General features: G+C 71.0%; 21 protein-coding genes. 10 read left to right on the top strand and 11 right to left on the bottom strand.

Annotated elements, in window-relative coordinates; all coding sequences use genetic code 11:
* Positions 1 to 32: 32 nt before the first annotated feature.
* Positions 33 to 722, bottom strand: coding sequence for a hypothetical protein (locus tag ABD340_RS01355; RefSeq protein ID WP_344586409.1), 690 nt, complete (start codon positions 720 to 722; stop codon positions 33 to 35).
* 71 nt (positions 723 to 793) lie between these two features.
* On the bottom strand, positions 794 to 1,282 hold the full coding sequence (locus tag ABD340_RS01350; RefSeq protein ID WP_344586408.1) for a hypothetical protein: 489 nt from the start codon (positions 1,280 to 1,282) through the stop codon (positions 794 to 796).
* 499 nt (positions 1,283 to 1,781) lie between these two features.
* Here ABD340_RS01350 and ABD340_RS01345 point away from each other — a divergent pair, with 499 nt between their 5' ends.
* Positions 1,782 to 2,159, top strand: a complete 378-nt coding sequence (locus ABD340_RS01345; protein ID WP_344586407.1) for a hypothetical protein — start codon at positions 1,782 to 1,784, stop codon at positions 2,157 to 2,159.
* A gap of 57 nt (positions 2,160 to 2,216) precedes the next feature.
* Here ABD340_RS01345 and ABD340_RS01340 read toward each other — a convergent pair whose 3' ends face one another.
* Positions 2,217 to 2,573: a DUF6223 family protein gene (locus ABD340_RS01340; RefSeq protein WP_344586406.1), complete on the bottom strand. Its 357-nt coding sequence runs from the start codon at positions 2,571 to 2,573 to the stop codon at positions 2,217 to 2,219.
* 217 nt (positions 2,574 to 2,790) lie between these two features.
* Between ABD340_RS01340 and ABD340_RS01335 the strand changes: the two genes are divergently transcribed.
* From ABD340_RS01335 to ppk2, 3 genes are read left to right on the top strand one after another with little or no spacing between them, the layout of a single operon-like run.
* Complete coding sequence (locus ABD340_RS01335; RefSeq protein ID WP_344586405.1) at positions 2,791 to 3,909, top strand: sensor histidine kinase; 1,119 nt, start codon at positions 2,791 to 2,793, stop codon at positions 3,907 to 3,909.
* Entirely contained in the window at positions 3,906 to 4,568 is a 663-nt protein-coding gene (locus tag ABD340_RS01330; protein WP_344586404.1) for a response regulator, read from the top strand. Before ABD340_RS01335 ends, ABD340_RS01330 begins: the two co-directional genes overlap by 4 nt.
* Positions 4,569 to 4,592: 24 nt before the next feature.
* Positions 4,593 to 5,405 (top strand): polyphosphate kinase 2, encoded by an 813-nt coding sequence (gene ppk2, locus ABD340_RS01325; RefSeq protein ID WP_344586403.1) that lies wholly within the window; start codon positions 4,593 to 4,595, stop codon positions 5,403 to 5,405.
* Between the two features lie 34 nt (positions 5,406 to 5,439).
* Here ppk2 and ABD340_RS01320 read toward each other — a convergent pair whose 3' ends face one another.
* Genes ABD340_RS01320 through ABD340_RS01290 form a run of 7 tightly spaced genes read right to left on the bottom strand, consistent with a single transcriptional unit; the run spans position 5,440 to position 11,680 of the window.
* Complete coding sequence (locus ABD340_RS01320) at positions 5,440 to 6,537, bottom strand: ABC transporter substrate-binding protein (RefSeq protein ID WP_344586401.1); 1,098 nt, start codon at positions 6,535 to 6,537, stop codon at positions 5,440 to 5,442.
* Between the two features lie 9 nt (positions 6,538 to 6,546).
* Entirely contained in the window at positions 6,547 to 7,413 is an 867-nt protein-coding gene (locus ABD340_RS01315) for an ABC transporter permease (RefSeq protein WP_344586400.1), read from the bottom strand.
* Positions 7,414 to 7,440: 27 nt separating this feature from the next.
* Positions 7,441 to 8,232 carry an ABC transporter ATP-binding protein gene (locus tag ABD340_RS01310; RefSeq protein WP_344586399.1) on the bottom strand — a complete coding sequence of 264 codons (792 nt, stop codon included), beginning with the start codon at positions 8,230 to 8,232 and terminating at the stop codon, positions 7,441 to 7,443.
* A gap of 15 nt (positions 8,233 to 8,247) precedes the next feature.
* Entirely contained in the window at positions 8,248 to 9,084 is an 837-nt protein-coding gene (locus tag ABD340_RS01305) for an acetoacetate decarboxylase family protein (protein WP_344586398.1), read from the bottom strand.
* Positions 9,081 to 9,851 (bottom strand): HpcH/HpaI aldolase family protein, encoded by a 771-nt coding sequence (locus ABD340_RS01300; RefSeq protein ID WP_344586397.1) that lies wholly within the window; start codon positions 9,849 to 9,851, stop codon positions 9,081 to 9,083. Before ABD340_RS01300 ends, ABD340_RS01305 begins: the two co-directional genes overlap by 4 nt.
* Positions 9,851 to 10,780 (bottom strand): cupin domain-containing protein, encoded by a 930-nt coding sequence (locus ABD340_RS01295; RefSeq protein WP_344586396.1) that lies wholly within the window; start codon positions 10,778 to 10,780, stop codon positions 9,851 to 9,853. The genes ABD340_RS01300 and ABD340_RS01295 overlap by 1 nt, the downstream gene beginning before the upstream one ends.
* 9 nt (positions 10,781 to 10,789) lie before the next feature.
* Positions 10,790 to 11,680, bottom strand: a complete 891-nt coding sequence (locus ABD340_RS01290; RefSeq protein ID WP_344586395.1) for a DUF6282 family protein — start codon at positions 11,678 to 11,680, stop codon at positions 10,790 to 10,792.
* Between the two features lie 224 nt (positions 11,681 to 11,904).
* Here ABD340_RS01290 and ABD340_RS01285 point away from each other — a divergent pair, with 224 nt between their 5' ends.
* The 6 genes from ABD340_RS01285 to ABD340_RS01260 are packed head-to-tail and all read left to right on the top strand — an operon-like array spanning position 11,905 to position 16,636.
* A complete protein-coding gene (locus ABD340_RS01285; protein WP_344586394.1) occupies positions 11,905 to 12,669 on the top strand; it encodes an IclR family transcriptional regulator in 765 nt (254 codons plus the stop codon).
* Between the two features lie 43 nt (positions 12,670 to 12,712).
* Positions 12,713 to 13,456 (top strand): CoA transferase subunit A, encoded by a 744-nt coding sequence (locus ABD340_RS01280; protein WP_344586393.1) that lies wholly within the window; start codon positions 12,713 to 12,715, stop codon positions 13,454 to 13,456.
* A 7-nt stretch (positions 13,457 to 13,463) separates the two neighbouring features.
* A complete protein-coding gene (locus ABD340_RS01275; protein WP_344586392.1) occupies positions 13,464 to 14,114 on the top strand; it encodes a 3-oxoacid CoA-transferase subunit B in 651 nt (216 codons plus the stop codon).
* Positions 14,111 to 15,274, top strand: coding sequence for an acetyl-CoA acetyltransferase (locus ABD340_RS01270; protein WP_344586391.1), 1,164 nt, complete (start codon positions 14,111 to 14,113; stop codon positions 15,272 to 15,274). The genes ABD340_RS01275 and ABD340_RS01270 overlap by 4 nt, the downstream gene beginning before the upstream one ends.
* Entirely contained in the window at positions 15,271 to 15,681 is a 411-nt protein-coding gene (locus ABD340_RS01265) for a Zn-ribbon domain-containing OB-fold protein (protein WP_344586390.1), read from the top strand. Before ABD340_RS01270 ends, ABD340_RS01265 begins: the two co-directional genes overlap by 4 nt.
* Before the next feature lies 1 nt (position 15,682).
* Positions 15,683 to 16,636, top strand: coding sequence for an LLM class flavin-dependent oxidoreductase (locus tag ABD340_RS01260; RefSeq protein WP_344586389.1), 954 nt, complete (start codon positions 15,683 to 15,685; stop codon positions 16,634 to 16,636).
* On the opposite strand, the gene ABD340_RS01255 is transcribed toward ABD340_RS01260, so the two are convergent.
* Positions 16,590 to 17,381 carry a TetR/AcrR family transcriptional regulator gene (locus tag ABD340_RS01255; protein ID WP_344586388.1) on the bottom strand — a complete coding sequence of 264 codons (792 nt, stop codon included), beginning with the start codon at positions 17,379 to 17,381 and terminating at the stop codon, positions 16,590 to 16,592. The genes ABD340_RS01260 and ABD340_RS01255 overlap by 47 nt on opposite strands.
* Between the last annotated feature and the right edge of the window lie 114 nt (positions 17,382 to 17,495).

The following is a 17,495-nucleotide window of genomic DNA, read 5'->3' as shown; positions in this document are numbered from 1 at the left end:
CCGGCCCCGCGAAGGGCCGGCCGGGGCGGGCGTCACGTCTGGAACGTCAGCGAGCAGGCCAGCGTCGACTGCTTCGGCTTCGACGTGCTGTAACCGCCCTTGAAGTACCCGAGGATGTACGACGTGCTGCGCAGCAGCCGGACGTTCTGCAGCGCGCCCGCCCCCTTCGCGGTGTTCTCCGGGATCTGGACGAACCACTTGGGCGGAACGCTGTAGAGCGCCGAGGAGGTCTGGTTCTCCCACAGCCCCGCCCAGTCGTTGTCGGCCATCGGCTGGCTGCCGCCCGGCATCGAGTACGAGAAGGTCACCACGTTGGTGCCGATCCGCTCCAGGGTGACCGAGGGCGGGTAGATGACCGGGTCCCCCTGGCCGATGGCCGGCACGAAGACCGTGGCGCAGACGTTCTCCACCGCCGGGCCCGTCGCGTAACCGAGCAGGTAGCTCAGGTTGGTGACGTCCTCGGGAAAGGTGCCGTCGCCGTCGGGCCGGTCGCTGGTCACGCTGTTCTCGTTCTTGAACGGCTGGTTGCGCGGGACGTCGTGCCCGCTGGTCTCCCAGATGAAGACCTTGTTGCCGTACGTCGAGGGCCGGTTGCCCGGCATGGTGTCGAAGATGTAGTCGATGCGCTTCGGGTTCACGCCGTCCGGTGGGATCTCGAATCCCGTGGTGAGCAGCTTCTGGTCCAGGGCCGCCCGCGGGCGCGCCGGGGTCTGGGTCGCCATGTCGGTTCTCCTTTTGCGTCGTCGGCCGGAATCCGGCCATGCGAAGGCCCACCATCGGCTGGTGAGGCGCTTCAGGTGGTGGTGCGGAACGTGTGGACGGCGGCGGCGGTGGTCTGGCTCTCGTCCATGAAGTAGATGAGCGTGTAGGTGGTGTCGGCTGCGAGGTCGAGGCCGTCCAGCTTGAGACGGCCCTCGCTGGCATCGGTGGGCACCGCCCGCGCCATCGGTGCGGGCGCGTTGTAGGGGCTGGCCAGGCCCGGCCAGAGCCCCACCCAGTTCCGGTAGGTCTGGGGCAGGTATCCGTACAGCGTCCGGTAGTGGATCGACAGGGAATGGGCACCGATCTCATCGACCGCGATGCTCACCGAGGTCGGGGCCTCCGCGACCCCGCCCGCGGCCAGTACCGCGCTCGCGCAGGCATCGGTGACGTCCGGTCCGGTGCAGTAGGCGACCGTGTAAGCCGACCGCGTGACCTCAAGCCCGGAAATGGTCTCCAGCCCGGACTCGACATTCTGCGCCAGCCGCACTCTTACCAGCGGTTTGACCGTCCAGGGGATCACCGAACTCTCCCAGACCGCCAGTACGTTCCGATAGGACTTCGGCTGATTCCCGGAAAGCGTTCCGTACGTCACGTCGATCGTCTTCGCGGTGGCCCCGTCGACTCTGAGGACGCACTGTTCCGGCGGCGGCGATCCCAGTGCCACGGAACCCGCGGATACGGCTCGCCCGGCAACCACGACCGCCCCTTTCCGTGATCAATTCCCGCACCCGATCACCGCGACACAATCGCGCTCATTTCGAATAACACTAACTCTCGAATTCGCGGCTGTCGCGCCGTCCGGGCTGGCCGAGCTTGGCCACCCCTTTTGCCTGATTTCCGAAAAATATCCCTTACGTCCGATTTATCATTTCGCGGCCCGGCCGAGCACACCCACCCCCTCATGCCCACTCCCCGCGCCGCACGCCCAAGCCGAGATCAAATAATGGTGAAGCGTCCACCGGCCGAGCCGGGGAGGCGTCCGAGGTCGGCGTGGCCGAACGCCCTGTACGGTGTGCCGGATGGACGACCGCGCCTTCACGAAGCTGCTCGACTACCTCGGACGCGTCCCGGGGATCAGACCGTCCTTCGGGCACGGGGCGGACGCCGAGGGACGGTGGTGGGTCAAGTTCGAGATCAGCACCGGGCACCCATTGGCCTGGAATGTCGTCCAAGAGCTCGGCCACGTCCTGAACCACCTCTCGTTGCAGGAGCGGCTGCCGACGGTCTTCAAGCCCGTCTCGCCTCCGCCCTACCTGAACGGCGGCCCCGAAGAGTGCCTCTCGTGGATCATCGAGGCGCACGACCCGGAATTCCGTCCAGGAACATGCGCCGCCTGGCTGGAAGGCCGACTACCCCGCCCAGTTGACGACCTAGCCAAATGGCCGACGGATGACTAATTCCTTTCAGCCGGAAATGCCGCGGCACACCCTCGATCGCGCCGGTATTCGCCGTGTTCAGCCGGTGCGGCGGGAGCGGGCCAGAGCCAGCCCGCCGAGGAGCGCTCCGATCAGCCCCACCAACAGGGCCACGATGCCCCCGCCCAGCCCGTTGCCGGTGCCGAGACCACCGTCGGCGGTGACCACGACCAGCCCGCCGAGGGCCATGGCGGACAGCCCCGCCACCAGGGCCCCGCGTCCCCCGTTGGTGCCGATACGCCCAGCGGGGCGGGCCAGAGCCAGCCCGCCGATGGCCATGCCGGCCAGCCCCACCAGCGCGGCGACGACGGCCCCGAGTCGGCCGGCACTCATGGCGTAGACATCGGCGGCGGCCGGCTGGGCCGCGACAGTGGTGAGCAAGCGACGGAGGGACATGAGGTGTTCCTTTCATCATGGGACTGGACGCCGCCTGATCATGTCCGCCGGACCCACCGCCGGTCGTCCCGCGTACGCAGGCAATCCGTACGACCGCCGATGCCGTAGCCGGCTGCCGCGGACGCCGCAGGAACCGCGAAGGTACTGCGTTCGCGGTAGCCGAATGATCACCTGTGCGCAGGAGTCGCCCGCGCGGACATCTGGCTAGGGTGCGCACATGGGCAGGGGACGGGTCGGTGTCAGAGACTGGGCGATCGCCGGTGGGGTGGCTTCGGTCCTGCTCTTCGTCGGGCTGTCCGGGGATCGGCCCGGGACGGATCTCGACCTGCTCGGCTACGTGCTGCTGGCGGGCGGTGGCCTTTCGCTGGCCGCGAGCCGCCGGGCGCCGGGGCTCGTCCTGGCCGTCACGGGTTCGTGCGCGGTGGGTTACCAGGCGGCCGGTTTCGAAGCTCCTGCCGTCGCCTTCTTGTTCGCGGTCTACGCCGCCATGCGGGCGGGGCAACGCATCGTCACGGTGGCAGCTTCCGTGGTCGTGCTGGCCGCGCTGCCGCTGGCGGCCGTGATCTCCCCGCACGGCTGGACGATGGGCGAGGCCTATCCGCGGGGCACCGGCGTCCTGGAGTTGGGGTGGCTGTTCGCCGCCGGTGCGGCGGGTGAAGCGCTGCGGCAGGCCGAGCGGCGGGCGGCGGAAGCCGAGCGCACCCGGGAGGAGACCGCGCGGCGCCGCGCGGACGAGGAGCGGCTGCACATCGCGCGGGAGTTGCACGATTCGCTCACCCACCAGATCTCGGTCGTCAAGGTGCAGGCCGAAGTCGCCGTCCACCTGGCCCGCAAGCGCGGCGAACAGGTTCCTGAGTCGCTGCTGGCGATCCGGGAGGCCGGTCGGGAGGCGGCCAGGGAACTGCGCGCGACCCTGGAGGCGCTGCGTGACGACGACAAGAGCCCGCCGCATGGGCTCGACAACGTCCCGGAACTGGTGGAACGGGCTCGGACGACCGGCCTGGACGCGACGCTGACGATCGAGGGACGACGACACGACGTGCCGACCGCGGTGGACCGGACCGCCTACCGGATCGTTCAGGAGTCGCTGACCAACATCGCCCGCCACGCCGCCGCCACGACGGCGTCGATCCGGATCGACCACCGTCCCGACGCGCTGGTCATACAGGTCGATGACGACGGCAAGGCCACCCCGGACACCGCGCCGGTGCCCGGCACCGGGCTGCTGGGGATGCGCGAGCGCGTCACCGCCCTCGGCGGTCGCCTTCAGACGGCGCCGCGCAGCGAGGGCGGCTTCACCGTACAAGCCGAACTCCCCGTGGACCGGACGTCATGATCCGTGTCCTGCTGGTCGACGACCAGCCGCTCATTCGCAGCGGATTCCACGCGCTCCTCAAGGACGAGGACGACATCGAGGTGGTGGCCGAGGCCGCCGACGGAAGCCAGGGCCTGGCAATGGCCAGGGAGCATCTGCCCGATGTCGCGCTCATCGACATCCAGATGCCGGTCGTCGACGGCATCGAGGCCACCCGGCGCATCGCCGCGGACCCGGCCCTGACCGGAGTGCACGTGGTCATCCTGACCAACTACGGCTTGGACGAGTACGTCCTCGACGCGCTGCGCGCCGGCGCGGCCGGATTCCTCGTCAAGGACATCCAGCCGGAAGACTTCCTCCACGCGGTGCGCGTCGCCGCGCGCGGCGACGCGCTGCTCGCACCGTCGATCACCCGCAAGCTGATCGACCGGTACATCACCCAGCCGCTCGACACCCGCACCGGCAGAGGGCTGAAGGAACTGACCGACCGCGAACGCGAGGCCGTGGTCCTGGTCGCCCACGGCCTGTCCAACGACCAGATCGCCGACCGCATGGTGATCAGTCCGCTGACCGCGAAAACCCACATCAACCGGGCCATGGCCAAGCTCCACACCCGCGACCGCGCCCAACTCGTGGTCCTCGCCTACGAATCCGGCCTGGTCGCCCCGCGCACCCCCTGACGTCCAGTGGGGTAGGAGTCCCGTATGGGAAAGGGCAAGCGGCTGCCGCGGCAGGTGTACGAAGGGGAGCTCGCCCGCCTGCAGGCGGAACTGGTGAAACTGCAGGAGTGGGTGCGCGTCGAGGGCGCCCGGGTCGCCGTGGTGTTCGAGGGACGCGACGCGGCCGGCAAAGGAAGCACGATCAAGCGGGTCACCGAGTACCTCAACCCCCGGGTGGCCCGGATCGTGGCGCTGCCCGCGCCGACCGACCGCGAACGCACGCAGTGGTACTTCCAGCGCTACGTCGAGCACCTGCCCGGCGCGGGAGAGATCGTGCTGTTCGACCGCTCCTGGTACAACCGCGCGGGCGTCGAGCGGGTCATGGACTTCTGCACCAAGGAGGAGTACATGCGCTTCCTCCACCAGTGCCCGACCTTCGAGCGGCTGCTCGTCGAGGACGGGCTGCTGCTGCGCAAGTACTGGTTCTCCGTCAGCGACGCCGAGCAGGAGCGCCGCATCCGCAACCGGCTCGACGACCCGATGCGGCGCTGGAAGCTGTCGGCGCTGGATCTGGAGTCCATCACCCGCTGGGAGGACTACTCGCGCGCCAAGGACGAGATGTTCCTGTACACCGACATCCCCGAGGCGCCGTGGTATGTCGTGGAGAGCGAGGACAAACGGCGCGCCCGGATCAACATGATCGCGCACCTGCTGGCCAGCATCCCCTACCACAAAGTGGAACGCGCACCGCTGAAGCTGCCTTCGCGGCCACCCCCGAAAGGCTACGAACGGCCACCGCGGGACATGCAGACCTACGTCCCCGACCACGCCGCGGCCCTCGACGCCAGGGACCGCTGAACGGCGCCCGGAGTGGACGACTCCGGGCGCCTGTTCAGGAGGCCGCGCGCTTGGCCTCGGCCTGGATGGCCGCGGCGTCGAAATCGTTGATCTGGCCGGTGAGTTCGCTGGTGAAGACGCTGTTCACGGCCACCTTCTCGGTGATCAGGCCGGCGCGGGTCATGTAGTCGATGTTGCGTTGCAGTTCGTCCGCCTTGAGGATTCCCCACTGCCGCTCGCCGGGCTGCACGCCCAGGGTGTACATGCGGGTCTGGAGCACCTTGGTGTCGTTGGCGCGGGCCTTCTGCGGGGGCAGGGCGGGGTTTCGCGCGTCCGGGTGTGCGGCGTAGAGGTCGTCGATCGCCGCCTTCGGGTTGGCCTGGGCGAAGACGACGCCCTTGGCGACGGCGCGGCCGATGCGGGCGAACAGGGCGGGGTCCTTGCGGAGGTTGGCGGACGTCGCCGCCAGGCCGCCGCCCGCCAGTTCGTCGATCTTCGGCATCGCGATCCTGCGCAGCCGGATCCCGCTGTTCTCCATGATCTGGAACTGGGTGTCGAACAGGGCGACGGCGTCCACGTCCCGGTTCTTCAGGGCGGTCGCCTGCTGCGCGCCGGTGCCGATCGCGACGAAGTTCACCGCCTTCTCGGGGATCCCGGCGTCCCGCAGCGCCACCTTCACGTTGGTCACCGCGGCGCTGCCCAGGGACGCGGCGCCGATCCGCTTGCCGCGCAGGTCGGCCAGGCTCTTGATCGGCGAGTTGGCGGGCACCCGCAGCCCGTAGATGTTCTTGCGGTAGAAGGAGGAGAAGTAGCGCAGGCCGAGGCGCTTGCTCGGCTGGTCGCCGAAGATCACCGGTTCCGGGGTGATCGCGCCGACGGTGGCGTTGTCCGTGGCGACCTGCTGGGCCTGGATGGTCGCCCCGTCGAGCAGCACGAAGCTGACGTTGAGGTTCTCGTCGGCGAAGTAGCCGCGCCGCTCGGAGACGGCGAGGCTGGCCAGGCCGGCGTTCCAGGTCTTGGCCGACAGGGTGATGACGACCTTGTCGCCGTCCGGCGCGCCGACTCCGGGCACCGGCTGCCCGCACGCGGTCAGCGCGGTCAGCGCGATCAGCGCCGCCGGGATCGCGGCCCGCCGCCGGGTGGTGAACTTCATCGGGCCTCCTCAGACGTCCTGGACGCGCACGTCGTTGTCGGCCGACCAGAACACGGCCCGGCGGCCGATGCCGGTGATCAGGAAATGCAGCACCAGGCCGATGATCGAGAGGATCACCAGGACGGCGAACATGGACGCGGTGTCGAGCTGGGTGTTGGACGCCTGGATGACGTAGCCGAGGCCGGCCTGCGCGCCGACGAACTCGGCGACGATGGCGCCCAGCACGGACAGGATCGCCGCGGAGTCGAGCCCGGCCAGCACGTAGGGCAGCGCGGACGGGATGCGCAGCCGGCGCATCACCTGCCACTCGGACGCCCCGAACGAGCGCAGCATGTTCCGCTCGTCGGCGCCGGCCGAGTTGAGCCCGAGGATCGCGTTGATGAGCAGCGGGAAGAACGCGATCAGGGCGGTGGTGAGGGTCTTGGAGGTCATCCCGAACCCGAACCAGATCAGCAGCAGCGGGGCCACGGCGACCTTCGGCACCGCCTGGATCGTCACGACCAGGGGCAGCACCGCCTTCTCCGCCAGGGTCGACTGGCTGACCAGGAGCGCGAGGCCCATCGCGAGGATCGTCGCGATGAGGAACCCGCCGAGGATCTCCTGCAGGGTGATCCAGGTGTGGAAGACCAGCTCACCGTCCACCAGGCCGTTCACCAGGGCGACGGCGACGTCGCTGGGCGGCGGGACGATGATGGGCGAGACCCCCATCGCCCGGACCACGATCTCCCAGGCCGTCAGGACGATGGCGAACAGGGCCGAGCTCAGCGCCCAGCCGGGCAGGTCGCCGAGCCGGAAGCGGCGGTCGGCGGTGCGGGCCTCGATGGTGTGGGTGTCTCTGGCGCGGGGCGGTCCAGAGTGATCCGCGACCGTCGTCATAGTGCTCTCCTCCTCGGACGGATGCGGTCAGGTGGTGGTGAGTTCGTGTTCGGAGTCCAGCGTGTCGCGGATCTCCCTGACGTAGTCGCCGAAGCGCTCGGTGTTGATGTCGGCCAGGCTGCGGGGGCGGGGCAGCCCGACCTCGACGACGCTGACGATCCGTCCCGGCCGGGACGACATGACCACCACGCGGTCCGACAGCAGCACGGCCTCGGAGATGCTGTGCGTCACGAACACGACGGTCTTGCGGTCGCGTTCCCAGATCTGCAGCAGTTCCAGGGACATCTGGTCGCGGGTCATCGCGTCGAGCGCGCCGAACGGCTCGTCCATCAGCAGGATGGGCGGGTCGTGCATCAGGGCCCGGGCGATGCCGACGCGCTGCTGCATGCCGCCGGACAGCTCCTTGGGGTGCCGGTCCATGAAGTCGCCGAGGCGGAGCGTGCGGAGCAGCGTCTTGGCGCGTTCCACATCGGCGTCGCGGCCGCGCCGTCCGCCCAGGTCGCGGGGCAGCAGCACGTTGTCCAGGATGGTCCGCCAGGGCAGCAGCAGCGGCTGCTGGAAGACCATGCCCATGGCCTGCCGCGGGTCCTCGGCGCCGGTACGGAACCGCAGCACGCCGCCGGAGTGCCGCTCCAGCCCGTTGATGATCTTCAGTAGGGTGCTCTTGCCGCAGCCGCTCGGCCCGACGATGGAGACGAACTCGCCGTCCTCGATGGACAGGCTGACGTCCCGAAGGGCGTGCACGCTCTCGGCTTTCCTGGATCGGTACCGCTTGTCGACGCGGTCGATCTCGATGATCGGTTGCTTAGCGCTCGTCATGGCTGCGCTCCTGCCTCAGGGGGCCGGGTACTGGTCGGACAGGTTCTTGCCGCCGAGCGTGGTCAGGACCCCGCAGGCGGTGGTCTCCGACAGGCCGAGCCCGGCGAGCTGTCCGGTGATGTGGTAGAGGGTGGGCAGGCGGTCGAAGTCACCGGCGGTGAACTCGACGGTCGCACGGGTGCCCGTGCGGCGGTCGAGAACGCGCCGCTTGGGGTAGTCGGCGGGGGTGACCGTGACGTAGTGGGCGTCCGGGACGCCCGTGCCGGTCGTGGACGGCATGTACTTGACGTGCAGGAGCGGCGCTTCCGCGTCGCCCGACCCGGCCGGTTTCGGGTCGCCGATGCCCTCGACGGACAGCGCGGCGAAGGTGAAGCCGTCCCACGACGCGTGCGCGGCGACGTAGCCGGCGTCCGCGGCGCCGCGGGCCGGCGGGATCTCCGCGTAGAGCTTGGCGTAGCCGAGCTCCTCGCGGCCGGAGATGATCGGGTCGGCGAGGCTCTCCCACAGCACCAGGACCAGGTCGCCGCGGACGGGGTCCGCCCCGCCCTCGTAGACCACCGGGACGGCGAGGTCGAGGATGTTGTAGCCGCGCCCGGCGAGCCAGGCGATCCGGGTCAGGTAGCGGAACCGCACGCGGACGGTGGGCGTCCCGTCCAGCCGGAACCCTTCGGGCAGCAGGGACTCCAGCCGCCCGCGGTCGGCGGTGAAGTCGGCCCACACCGTCGTCTGGTGCGGGGACGGCGAGCCGTGCCAGCGGGAGTCGTCCAGGCGCTGCCGGGGGCCGGGCGTCGGCCCGAAGAGGACCGGCATCCGGTAGATCCGGTCGGGTTCGAACGTGAACGGCCCGCTCATGAGGCCACCGCCTCGTGCGCGGCGCCGACCAGGCCCGAGGCGGCCTCGACCAGCAGCGACGTGTCGTTGCCGAGGATCACGAAGCCGTGGCCGCCCTGGACGGCCTGGGCCAGGCCCTTCGGGTTCGACCCATAGGCGACGCCCGAGGGCTTGCCCGCCTTCCGCGCGGCCTCGCTCACCCGCCCGACGAGCTTCTTGACCTCCGGGTCGCCGCCCGGAAGCCCCATGTCGAGGGCCAGGTCGGCGGCGCCGACGAACACCCCGTCGACCCCGTCGACGGCGAGGATCTCCTCGACGTTCTCGATGGCCGCGCGGCTCTCCAGCTGCGGCAGGCAGAGCACGTCCTCGTTCCCGCGCCGGAGGTACTCCGCGCGGGGCAGCGTGCCCCACTCGCCGGCGCGGGAGGTCCCGCCGCTGCCGCGCCGCCCGTGCGGCGGGAAGCGGGTCGCCGCCGCCGCCTCCCGCGCGGCCTGCGCGTCGTCCACGTGCGGGAACAGGATCCCGGCCGCGCCGCCGTCCAGCAGGCGCTGCACGGTGGACGGCGTGTGGTCGGCGACGCGCACCAGCGGCAGCACGCCGAGCGCCGAGGCGAGCGAGATGTGCCGGCCGGCGGTCTCGGCCGACAGCAGGGTGTGCTCGAGGTCGATGACGACGAAGTCGAACCCGGCGTGCGCCATGGCCTCGACCGACTCGGAGGCGGAGAGCTTGACCCAGGTGCCCACGGGGATGGGGCCGCGCTGCCGGGCGAAGGCGTTCTCGAAGGTCATCAGCGCACCTCCAGATCGTCCGGTTCGGGGTAGTCGGCGGCGTTGAGCACCCAGCCCCGCTTGGCGGAGAAGTCCCGGCGGGGGCCGGCGAAGATGTCGAGCAGCTGGTTGCGGCCGTGCCCGGACGCCTCGGTGGTGTGCACCGTGGGCGGCGGGATGATCGCGACCGACGGGCTGCCGATCCGGACGTGCTCGTCCTCGCGCCAGGCCATCCGGCTCTTCGTCCAGGGGGTGCGGATGTGGTGCTCGAACTCCCCGGAGACGGCCAGGGAGATCTGCTCGAAGTCCGCGTGGTCGTGCGGGGAGAGCTTGGTGGCGTCGCGCGGGCCGTCGTAGTGGTACAGGAAGTTGACCATGAAGGCGCGGGACCGGAAGATGCGGCCCAGCCGGTCCGGGCTGCGCTCGATCTCGCCGATGCCGGAGTAGACCCGCAGCCGGTCGCCGCCCGCGGGCTCGGGCCACTCCTCCAGCAGCGCCACGCGCGGGTGGGGCGCGGCGTAGGAGTCGGCGTTGCGGGCCCGCCGGGCGAGGTCGTCGTTGTGCGGGGTGAACAGCCGGACGATGTCGGTGGCGGACTCGACGGTGATCGCGCTGTCGCCGGGCGGGACGATCGCGATCGACTTGCCGGTCACGCTCTCGGTGGTGCCGCCGGACTCGATCACGACCTTGGCGTCGTCGTGCGGGAGGACCACCACGTACTCGTCGTGCTGGCCGTCCCGCGCCAGGCGCTCGCCCGGCACGGCCCGGGTGTAGAGGAGCACGACGTTCTGGCCCCGGATGATCCAGGTGCGGGAACCGGCCGCGGAGACCTCGTCGGGACCCAGGGCGCTGAAGTCGTAGTACTCCGGTGCCGCGATCGGGGCGTGGGGGTCGGCGGCGGCCTGCTTGGCGGCCAGGGCCGCCCGCGGGTCGTCGGACGCGTATGCCATGGGATCTCCTCAGTCGGGGAGGCGCAGCAGGAACGAGGGGTTGTCGCGGACCATGCGCCGCAGGTCGGCCGCGGGCAGCCCGAGGTCCAGCAGCGCCTGGCCGACGCGCAGGAAGGCGTCGACCGGCATGGGCCGGCCCTTCTGGCCGAGGTCGGAGGCGATGACCGTGTGCTCCGGCCCGATCTCGCGGATCCAGTTGAGGAGGTTCGCCGGGTCCCACTTCTTGTTGCCGAGCGGATCGTACATGCCGACCTCGTGTTCGACGAACGCGCCCATCGCGGTGAACTCCCTGCACAGGGCCGGGTCGGCGCCGATCACGAAGTCCGGGTGGTTGATCAGCATGCGCTCGATGCCGCGGGCCTTGGCCTGGGTGAACAGCTCGCGGATGTGGTCGGGGTGCCCGTGCCCGCCCGAGACGATGGTCTCGGTCTCCTGGACCAGGTCGAGCACCTCGTGGGCCTCGGGGACGAGCTTGCCGTCCTCGGTGCACATGGGCACGATCCGGGACGGCAGTTCCACCGTCGCGACGGGGAAGCCGCCGCCCTCGGGGTGCGCGTCGATGTGCCGCTGGGACGAGAAGGTCGGGAACCACACGGCCTTGCCGCCCATCCGCAGGCACATCGCGACCGCGTAGGGGTTGATGCCGCCCACCTGGGCGTTGAGCGCGATGCCGCCGAACACCTCGGTGCGGATCGTGGCGAGCCGGTCCCGCATGGCGAGCACGTCCATCACCGTGTTGTGGTGGTGCGACTTCACCAGCATCGCGCGCATCTGGAGGCGCTCGCCGTCCTTGGCGCCCTCGGCGTGGTCGAACTCCCGGGCGAACGGGTTGGGACCCGAGTGGCAGTGCAGGTCGACCAGACCGGTGAGGACCTCCGCTGCGGGGGGCGGTGACGCCATGTGTGCTGCTCCCGTGGTTGTGGCTTACGTGACCGAGGTCATTGCGCTCGGCCCCGGACACTCTGCGCTGTTCGTATCGTGAATGTCAAGGTCCCATTGCGAACAAGTTTCGCGGATGCTTCAATCGAGTCCATCGGGTCATGCCTGGTCGCTTGGAAATCTTGCTCCAGATTCGCTAGAGTTCTGAACATCAAGTTCATATCGTGAACATGGAGGTTTGCCAGGTGTCTCGACCTGACACCGATGTCTCCGGAGGGCAGCCCGCCGACATCCAGGCGGTCGCCCGGGCGGCCCAGATCCTCGCGCTCTTCAGCCCGGGCACCCCCGAGATCACGGCGGCGGGAGCCGCCGCGGCCATCGGACTCAACCGCACCACCACCTACCGCTACTGCACCTCGCTGGCCTCGGCCGGACTGCTGGAACGCCGCGGCGAGGGCACCTTCGCACCGGGCCCGCTCGCCCTGCAGCTCGGCGTCTTCGCGCTGTCCCGCCGGGAGATCCTCGACCTCGCGCCGCCGCACATGAGCGAACTGGCCGCCGGCGCCCGGTCCACGGCGGTGCTCAGCCTCTGGGGCTCGTCCGGCCCGGTCGTGTCGAGGGTCGAGGAGGACGTCGCGGGCACCGTCTCCGTCCGGGTCAAGGTCGGCACCCAACTGGACCTGGGCACCGCGCAGGCCGCGGTGTTCCTGGCCTTCCACCGGGACCAGCTCCAGGCCGAACGCCTGATCGCCACCTGGCCGGCCGAGGCGCAGACCCGCCTCCGCGAACAGCTGGAGCGGGTACGGGCCGGCGGGTACTCCGCCGTCGACAACGGCCGCGGCATCGCCGTCCTGGCCGCCCCGATCTACGACGAGCACGGGCTGTGCGCCTCCCTGGCGCTGCTCAACACCGTCCAGGCGATGTCGCTGGAGCCCGAGTCGCCGCAGCTGCGGCTGCTGCTGGACACCGCCCGGCAGCTGACCGTGAAGATGGGCGGCCCCCTGTCATGACCGACCGCGACACAGCGCACCGCAACACACAAAGGAGGGCCACGTGGGCACGGACCTGACGACCGGGGACGCGGCCATCGCCGACATCCCCGACGGCGCCACGATCGCCGTAGGCGGGTTCGGGATCTGCGGAACCCCGTTCGAACTGATCGACGCCCTGCTCGACCAGGGCGCCCGCGACCTGCACGTCATCGCCAACAACTGCGGCATCGACGGCCAGGCGCTGGGCCTGCTGCTGGCCGCGGGCCGGCTGCGCAAGGTCACCTGCTCCTTCATCGGGCAGAACAAGGAGTTCGCCCGGCAGGTCCTGGCCGGCGAGATCGAGATCGACCTCACCCCGCAGGGCACGCTCGCCGAGCGGCTGCGCGCCGGCGGCGCCGGCATCGCCGCGTTCTACACCCCGACCGGCGCCGGGACGCAGGTGAGCGAGGGCGGCCTGCCGCTGCGGTACGCGCCCGACGGGTCCGTCGCCGAGGTCAGCGAGCCGAAGGAGACCCGCGACTTCGACGGCCGCCCGCACGTGCTCGAACGCGCGCTGCGCGCGGACTTCGCGCTCGTCCGGGCGCACCAGGCCGACCGGGCGGGCAACCTGCGCTACCGCCTCACCGCCCGCAACTTCAACCCGCTGGCGGCGATGGCGGGCGCGGTCACGATCGCCGAGACCGAGAACCTGGTGGACGGGCTCGATCCCGATCAGGTGCACACCCCGGGGATCTTCGTCCAGCGGCTCACCACCGCGCAGCGCCCCGACAAGCCCGTCGAGAAGATCACAACCCGGGAGGCGTGACCGCACCATGGCGTGGACCAGAGACGACATCGCCCGCCGCGCGGCGGCGGAGGCCAGCGACGGCCAGTACGTCAACCTCGGCATCGGGCTGCCCACCCTGGTGGCCAACCACCTCCCCGACGGCGCGGGCATTGTGCTGCACAGCGAGAACGGGCTGCTCGGCGTCGGCCCCTACCCCCTGCCCGGCGAGGCCGACCCGGACCTGGTCAACGCCGGCAAGGAGACCGTCACGCTCGCCTCGAACGCGGCGTGCTTCGACTCGGCCCACTCGTTCGCGATGATCCGCGGCGGGCACATCGACCTGGCCATCCTCGGCGCGATGCAGGTCGCCGCCAACGGCGACCTGGCGAACTGGACCGTTCCCGGCAGCCTGGTCAAGGGCATGGGCGGGGCGATGGACCTGGTCGCCGGGGCCCGCCGGGTGCTGATCCTCACCACGCACACCGACAAGCACGGGCGGCCCAAGCTGGTGTCCGGCTGCACGATGCCGCTGACCGGCCGGGCCGTCGCCGACCGCGTGATCACCGATCTCGGCGTCCTGGACATCACCGGCGGCGAGTTCGTCCTCACCGAACTGGCCCCGGGAGTGACCGCCCAGGACGTGCTGAGCAACACCGACGGGCCCGTGCGCGTGGCCCTCACCAAGGAGCGGGCATGACATCCCCCGGCCTCCGGGACCGGACCGCCATCGTCGGCGTGGCCGAGAGCGACATCGGCAAGACCCCCGGGCACACCGTCTTCTCCCTGCAGCAGCAGGCGATGACGGCGGCGCTGCGGGACGCCGGGCTGCGGCCCGCCGACGTGGACGGCTTCATGACGTCCGGCTACCCCTACACCGAGCGGCAGGCCGTCAGCGCCGCCGAATACCTCGGCCTGCGGCCCCGGTACGTGGACGACACCAACATCGGCGGCTCGGGCTTCATCGCCGCCATGGAACGGGCCGCGGCGGCGATCGAATGCGGGCTCTGCGAGACCGTCCTGATCACGTACGGGTCGACGCAGTACTCCAGCAAGACCCGCGCGCTCGGCGGCCGGCCGGCCGAGTTCGGCTACCAGTTCGAGGTCCCCTACGGGCTCCCGCTGCCCCTCGGCGGATACGCCCTGGCGGCCCAGCGGTACATGCACCTGTACGGGGCCGGCTCCGCCGACCTCGCCGAGGTCGCGGTCGCGGCACGGCAGTGGGCCCAGCTCAACCCCAAGGCGGTCCGCACGAAGGACCTGACCGTCGACGACGTGCTGGCCTCCCCGATGATCAGCACCCCGCTGCGCGGGCTCGACTGCTGCCTGGTCACCGACGGCGGCGGCGCCGTCGTCATGACCTCCGCGGAACGGGCCCGGGACCTGCGCGCCGATCCCGTGCTGATCAGCGGGACGGGCTACGCGCAGTCGCACGAGTCGATCGGCAACGCGGCCGAGATCACCGACACCGCCGCGCGGGAGAGCGGCCGGCTGGCCTACACGCGCGCCGGGCTCGGCCCCTCCGACATCGACATCGCGCAGATCTACGACTCCTTCACCATCACCGTGCTGCTGAGCCTGGAAGACCTGGGCCTGTGCGGAAAGGGCGAGGCCGCGGCCTTCGTGGCGGACGGCCGGATCCGCCCCGGCGGGGACTTCCCGCTGAACACCAGCGGCGGCGGCCTGTCGTACTGCCATCCGGGCATGTTCGGCATCTTCCTGATCATCGAGGCGGTGCGCCAGCTGCGCGGCGAGACCGGGAACCGCCAGGCCGGATCGCCGCGCGTCGCGCTGTGCCACGGCACGGGCGGGCAGCTGTCCACCGCGTCCACCGCGATCCTGCGCCGGGAGGAAACATGATCGAGCGTCCACAGCCCAAGGTCACCCCGGACGCGGAGGCGTACTGGGAACTGGTGCGCGAGCATGGGACGCGCAGCGTCCAGCGGTGCTCCGACTGCGGTTCCGTGCAGTTCTACCCGCGGCTCCTGTGCGTCGCCTGCGGCGGCCCCGTCGAGCAGGCTCCCGTCAGCGGGCGCGGCAGCATCTACAGCTTCACGGTCGTCCACCGCCCGCCCGCCGGATTCGCCGAGCTGGCCCCCTACGCGGTCGCCCTGGTGGATCTGGACGAGGGCACCCGGGCCATGGGACGGGTCGTCACCGACGACCTCGAATCCGTCCGGATCGGCGCGCGGGTGGTCACGATCATCGAGAGGACCGACGAGGGCGAGGCGCTCCCACAGTTCGCGCTCGCCGACGCCGGGTACTGACATGGACGTGGGTTCACTGGCGTTCGGGGTCGCCGTCGACCTCGGGTCCACCCGGCCGCTGCCGCCGCAGCTGGCGGCGGCCGAGGACCTGCTGTCCCACGCCGAGGCCGCGGGCGTCGAATCGGTCTGGCTGGGCGAGAGCTACCACTCGTCCCCGCAGTCGTTCCACCTGCCGTCCCCGCTGATCACGCTGTCCCATCTGGCGGCCCGCACCCCGCTGCGGCTCGGCACCGGCGTGCTCCTCGCCCGCGCGTACGACCCCGCGCGGCTGGCGTACGAGGCGGCGCTCGTCGACCAGATCAGCGCGGGCCGGCTGACCCTCGGCATCGGCCTGGGCGCCCCGGGCCTCCGCGGCACCCTCGGCGGCCCCGACCAGCCGGGCGGGACGATGATCGACCGGCTGCTCACCGAACTGCGCGAGGCGTGGGCGGCGTCCACCACCAGGCCGGCCGTCCCCGCCCCGTACCGGCCGGGCGGCCCCGAGCTGCTGGTCGGCGGCCAGGGCGATGCCGCCGCCCGGCGCGCCGCGCGGTCGGCGGACGGCTACTACGCCGCCACCAACTACTCCGATCGGCTGCTGTCGGAGCAGTGCGCCCGCTACCTGGCCCACCTGCCGGAGGGACGATCACCGTCGATCGCGGTCAACCGGCTCTGCCTGGTCGCCGAGGACCCCGCCGCGGCCCTCGACCAGGCGGAGCGGGCCTTCGGCCGCGTCCGGGACTACTACCATTCCCGCGGGCTGTGGAACATCGGCGCGGACGCCGGCGACCCGTCCCCCTGGCTCGTCGGCTCACCGGAGACCGTGGCCCGGCAACTGGAGCGGTACCGCGGTTGGGGCGTCACCCACGTACAACTGCGCCTGCTGCCGGACGGCGCTCCCCACGACACCGCCACCAGGACCCTGGAACTCATGGCCGCGCACCGCCTCCTCCCCGGTCGCCCGCAGGTTTCGTAGCCATCATGGTCGCGACGCCGTCGAGGATCAGGTCAAGACCGAAGGTGAAGTCGGCGTCGATCGGTTCGTCCGTCTCCTGGACGGGAGGCGGCTCGAACAGCCCCGAGGCGAACATGGCCGCCGCTTCGGGGCAGCGGACCGCGTCGACCAGCCGGGCCATCGTCCGCCCGTAGTCCTGCTCGGCCCGGTGCTGGTCGAGGCCGCCGTCCCGCCTGCCGTCGGCCAGGTCCAACGCCTGCTGGCAGGCGCTGCGCACCTGACCGGCCAGCAGGCCGATGACGCCCAGCTTCCGCGGCCAGTCGAGGCCGGTTTCGCGCAGGATCCGCAGACCGGCGTCCAGCCAGGTGATCTCGTTGGGGCCGCGGGGCGGTGACGAGATCGGCAACCGCACCAGCCATGGATGCCGCCAGTAGATCGCGGCCTGCGCCAGCGCCCACTCCCGCAGCCCGGCGCGCCACTCAAGGCCGTCGGCTCGCGGCGCCGGCGCGGGGCCGAGCGCCTGGTCCCGCATCAGGGAGAGCAGTTCGTCCTTGGAGCCCACATGCCGGTAGAGCGACATCGTGGTGTACCCGAGCGCCTCGGCGACCTTGGGAAGGGTGGCTTTCGCCAGCCCGCCCTCGTCGGCCAGGGCCACCGCCGCGCGCACGACCCGTTCGACGTCCAGTTCGGCCGGACGTCCCATCCGTGACCCGGCCGGCAGCCGCCACAGCCGGACCAGTTCGGGAGCAACGTCCTCCGCACCCATGACAGGTGATCACCTCCACTTTAGTGTGATAGACATACTATCTACAGCAAACAAACTGGGGGCGCGCGTGTCCGCCGCGGTGGGCGCGCGTCGAGGACCATCTCGGGTGAGGAG

Origin of the sequence: Actinomadura vinacea (genome assembly GCF_039532545.1) — a bacterium.
Taxonomy (GTDB): Bacteria; Actinomycetota; Actinomycetes; order Streptosporangiales; family Streptosporangiaceae; genus Spirillospora; species Spirillospora vinacea.
This window is presented reverse-complemented; position numbering and strand designations above follow the sequence as displayed.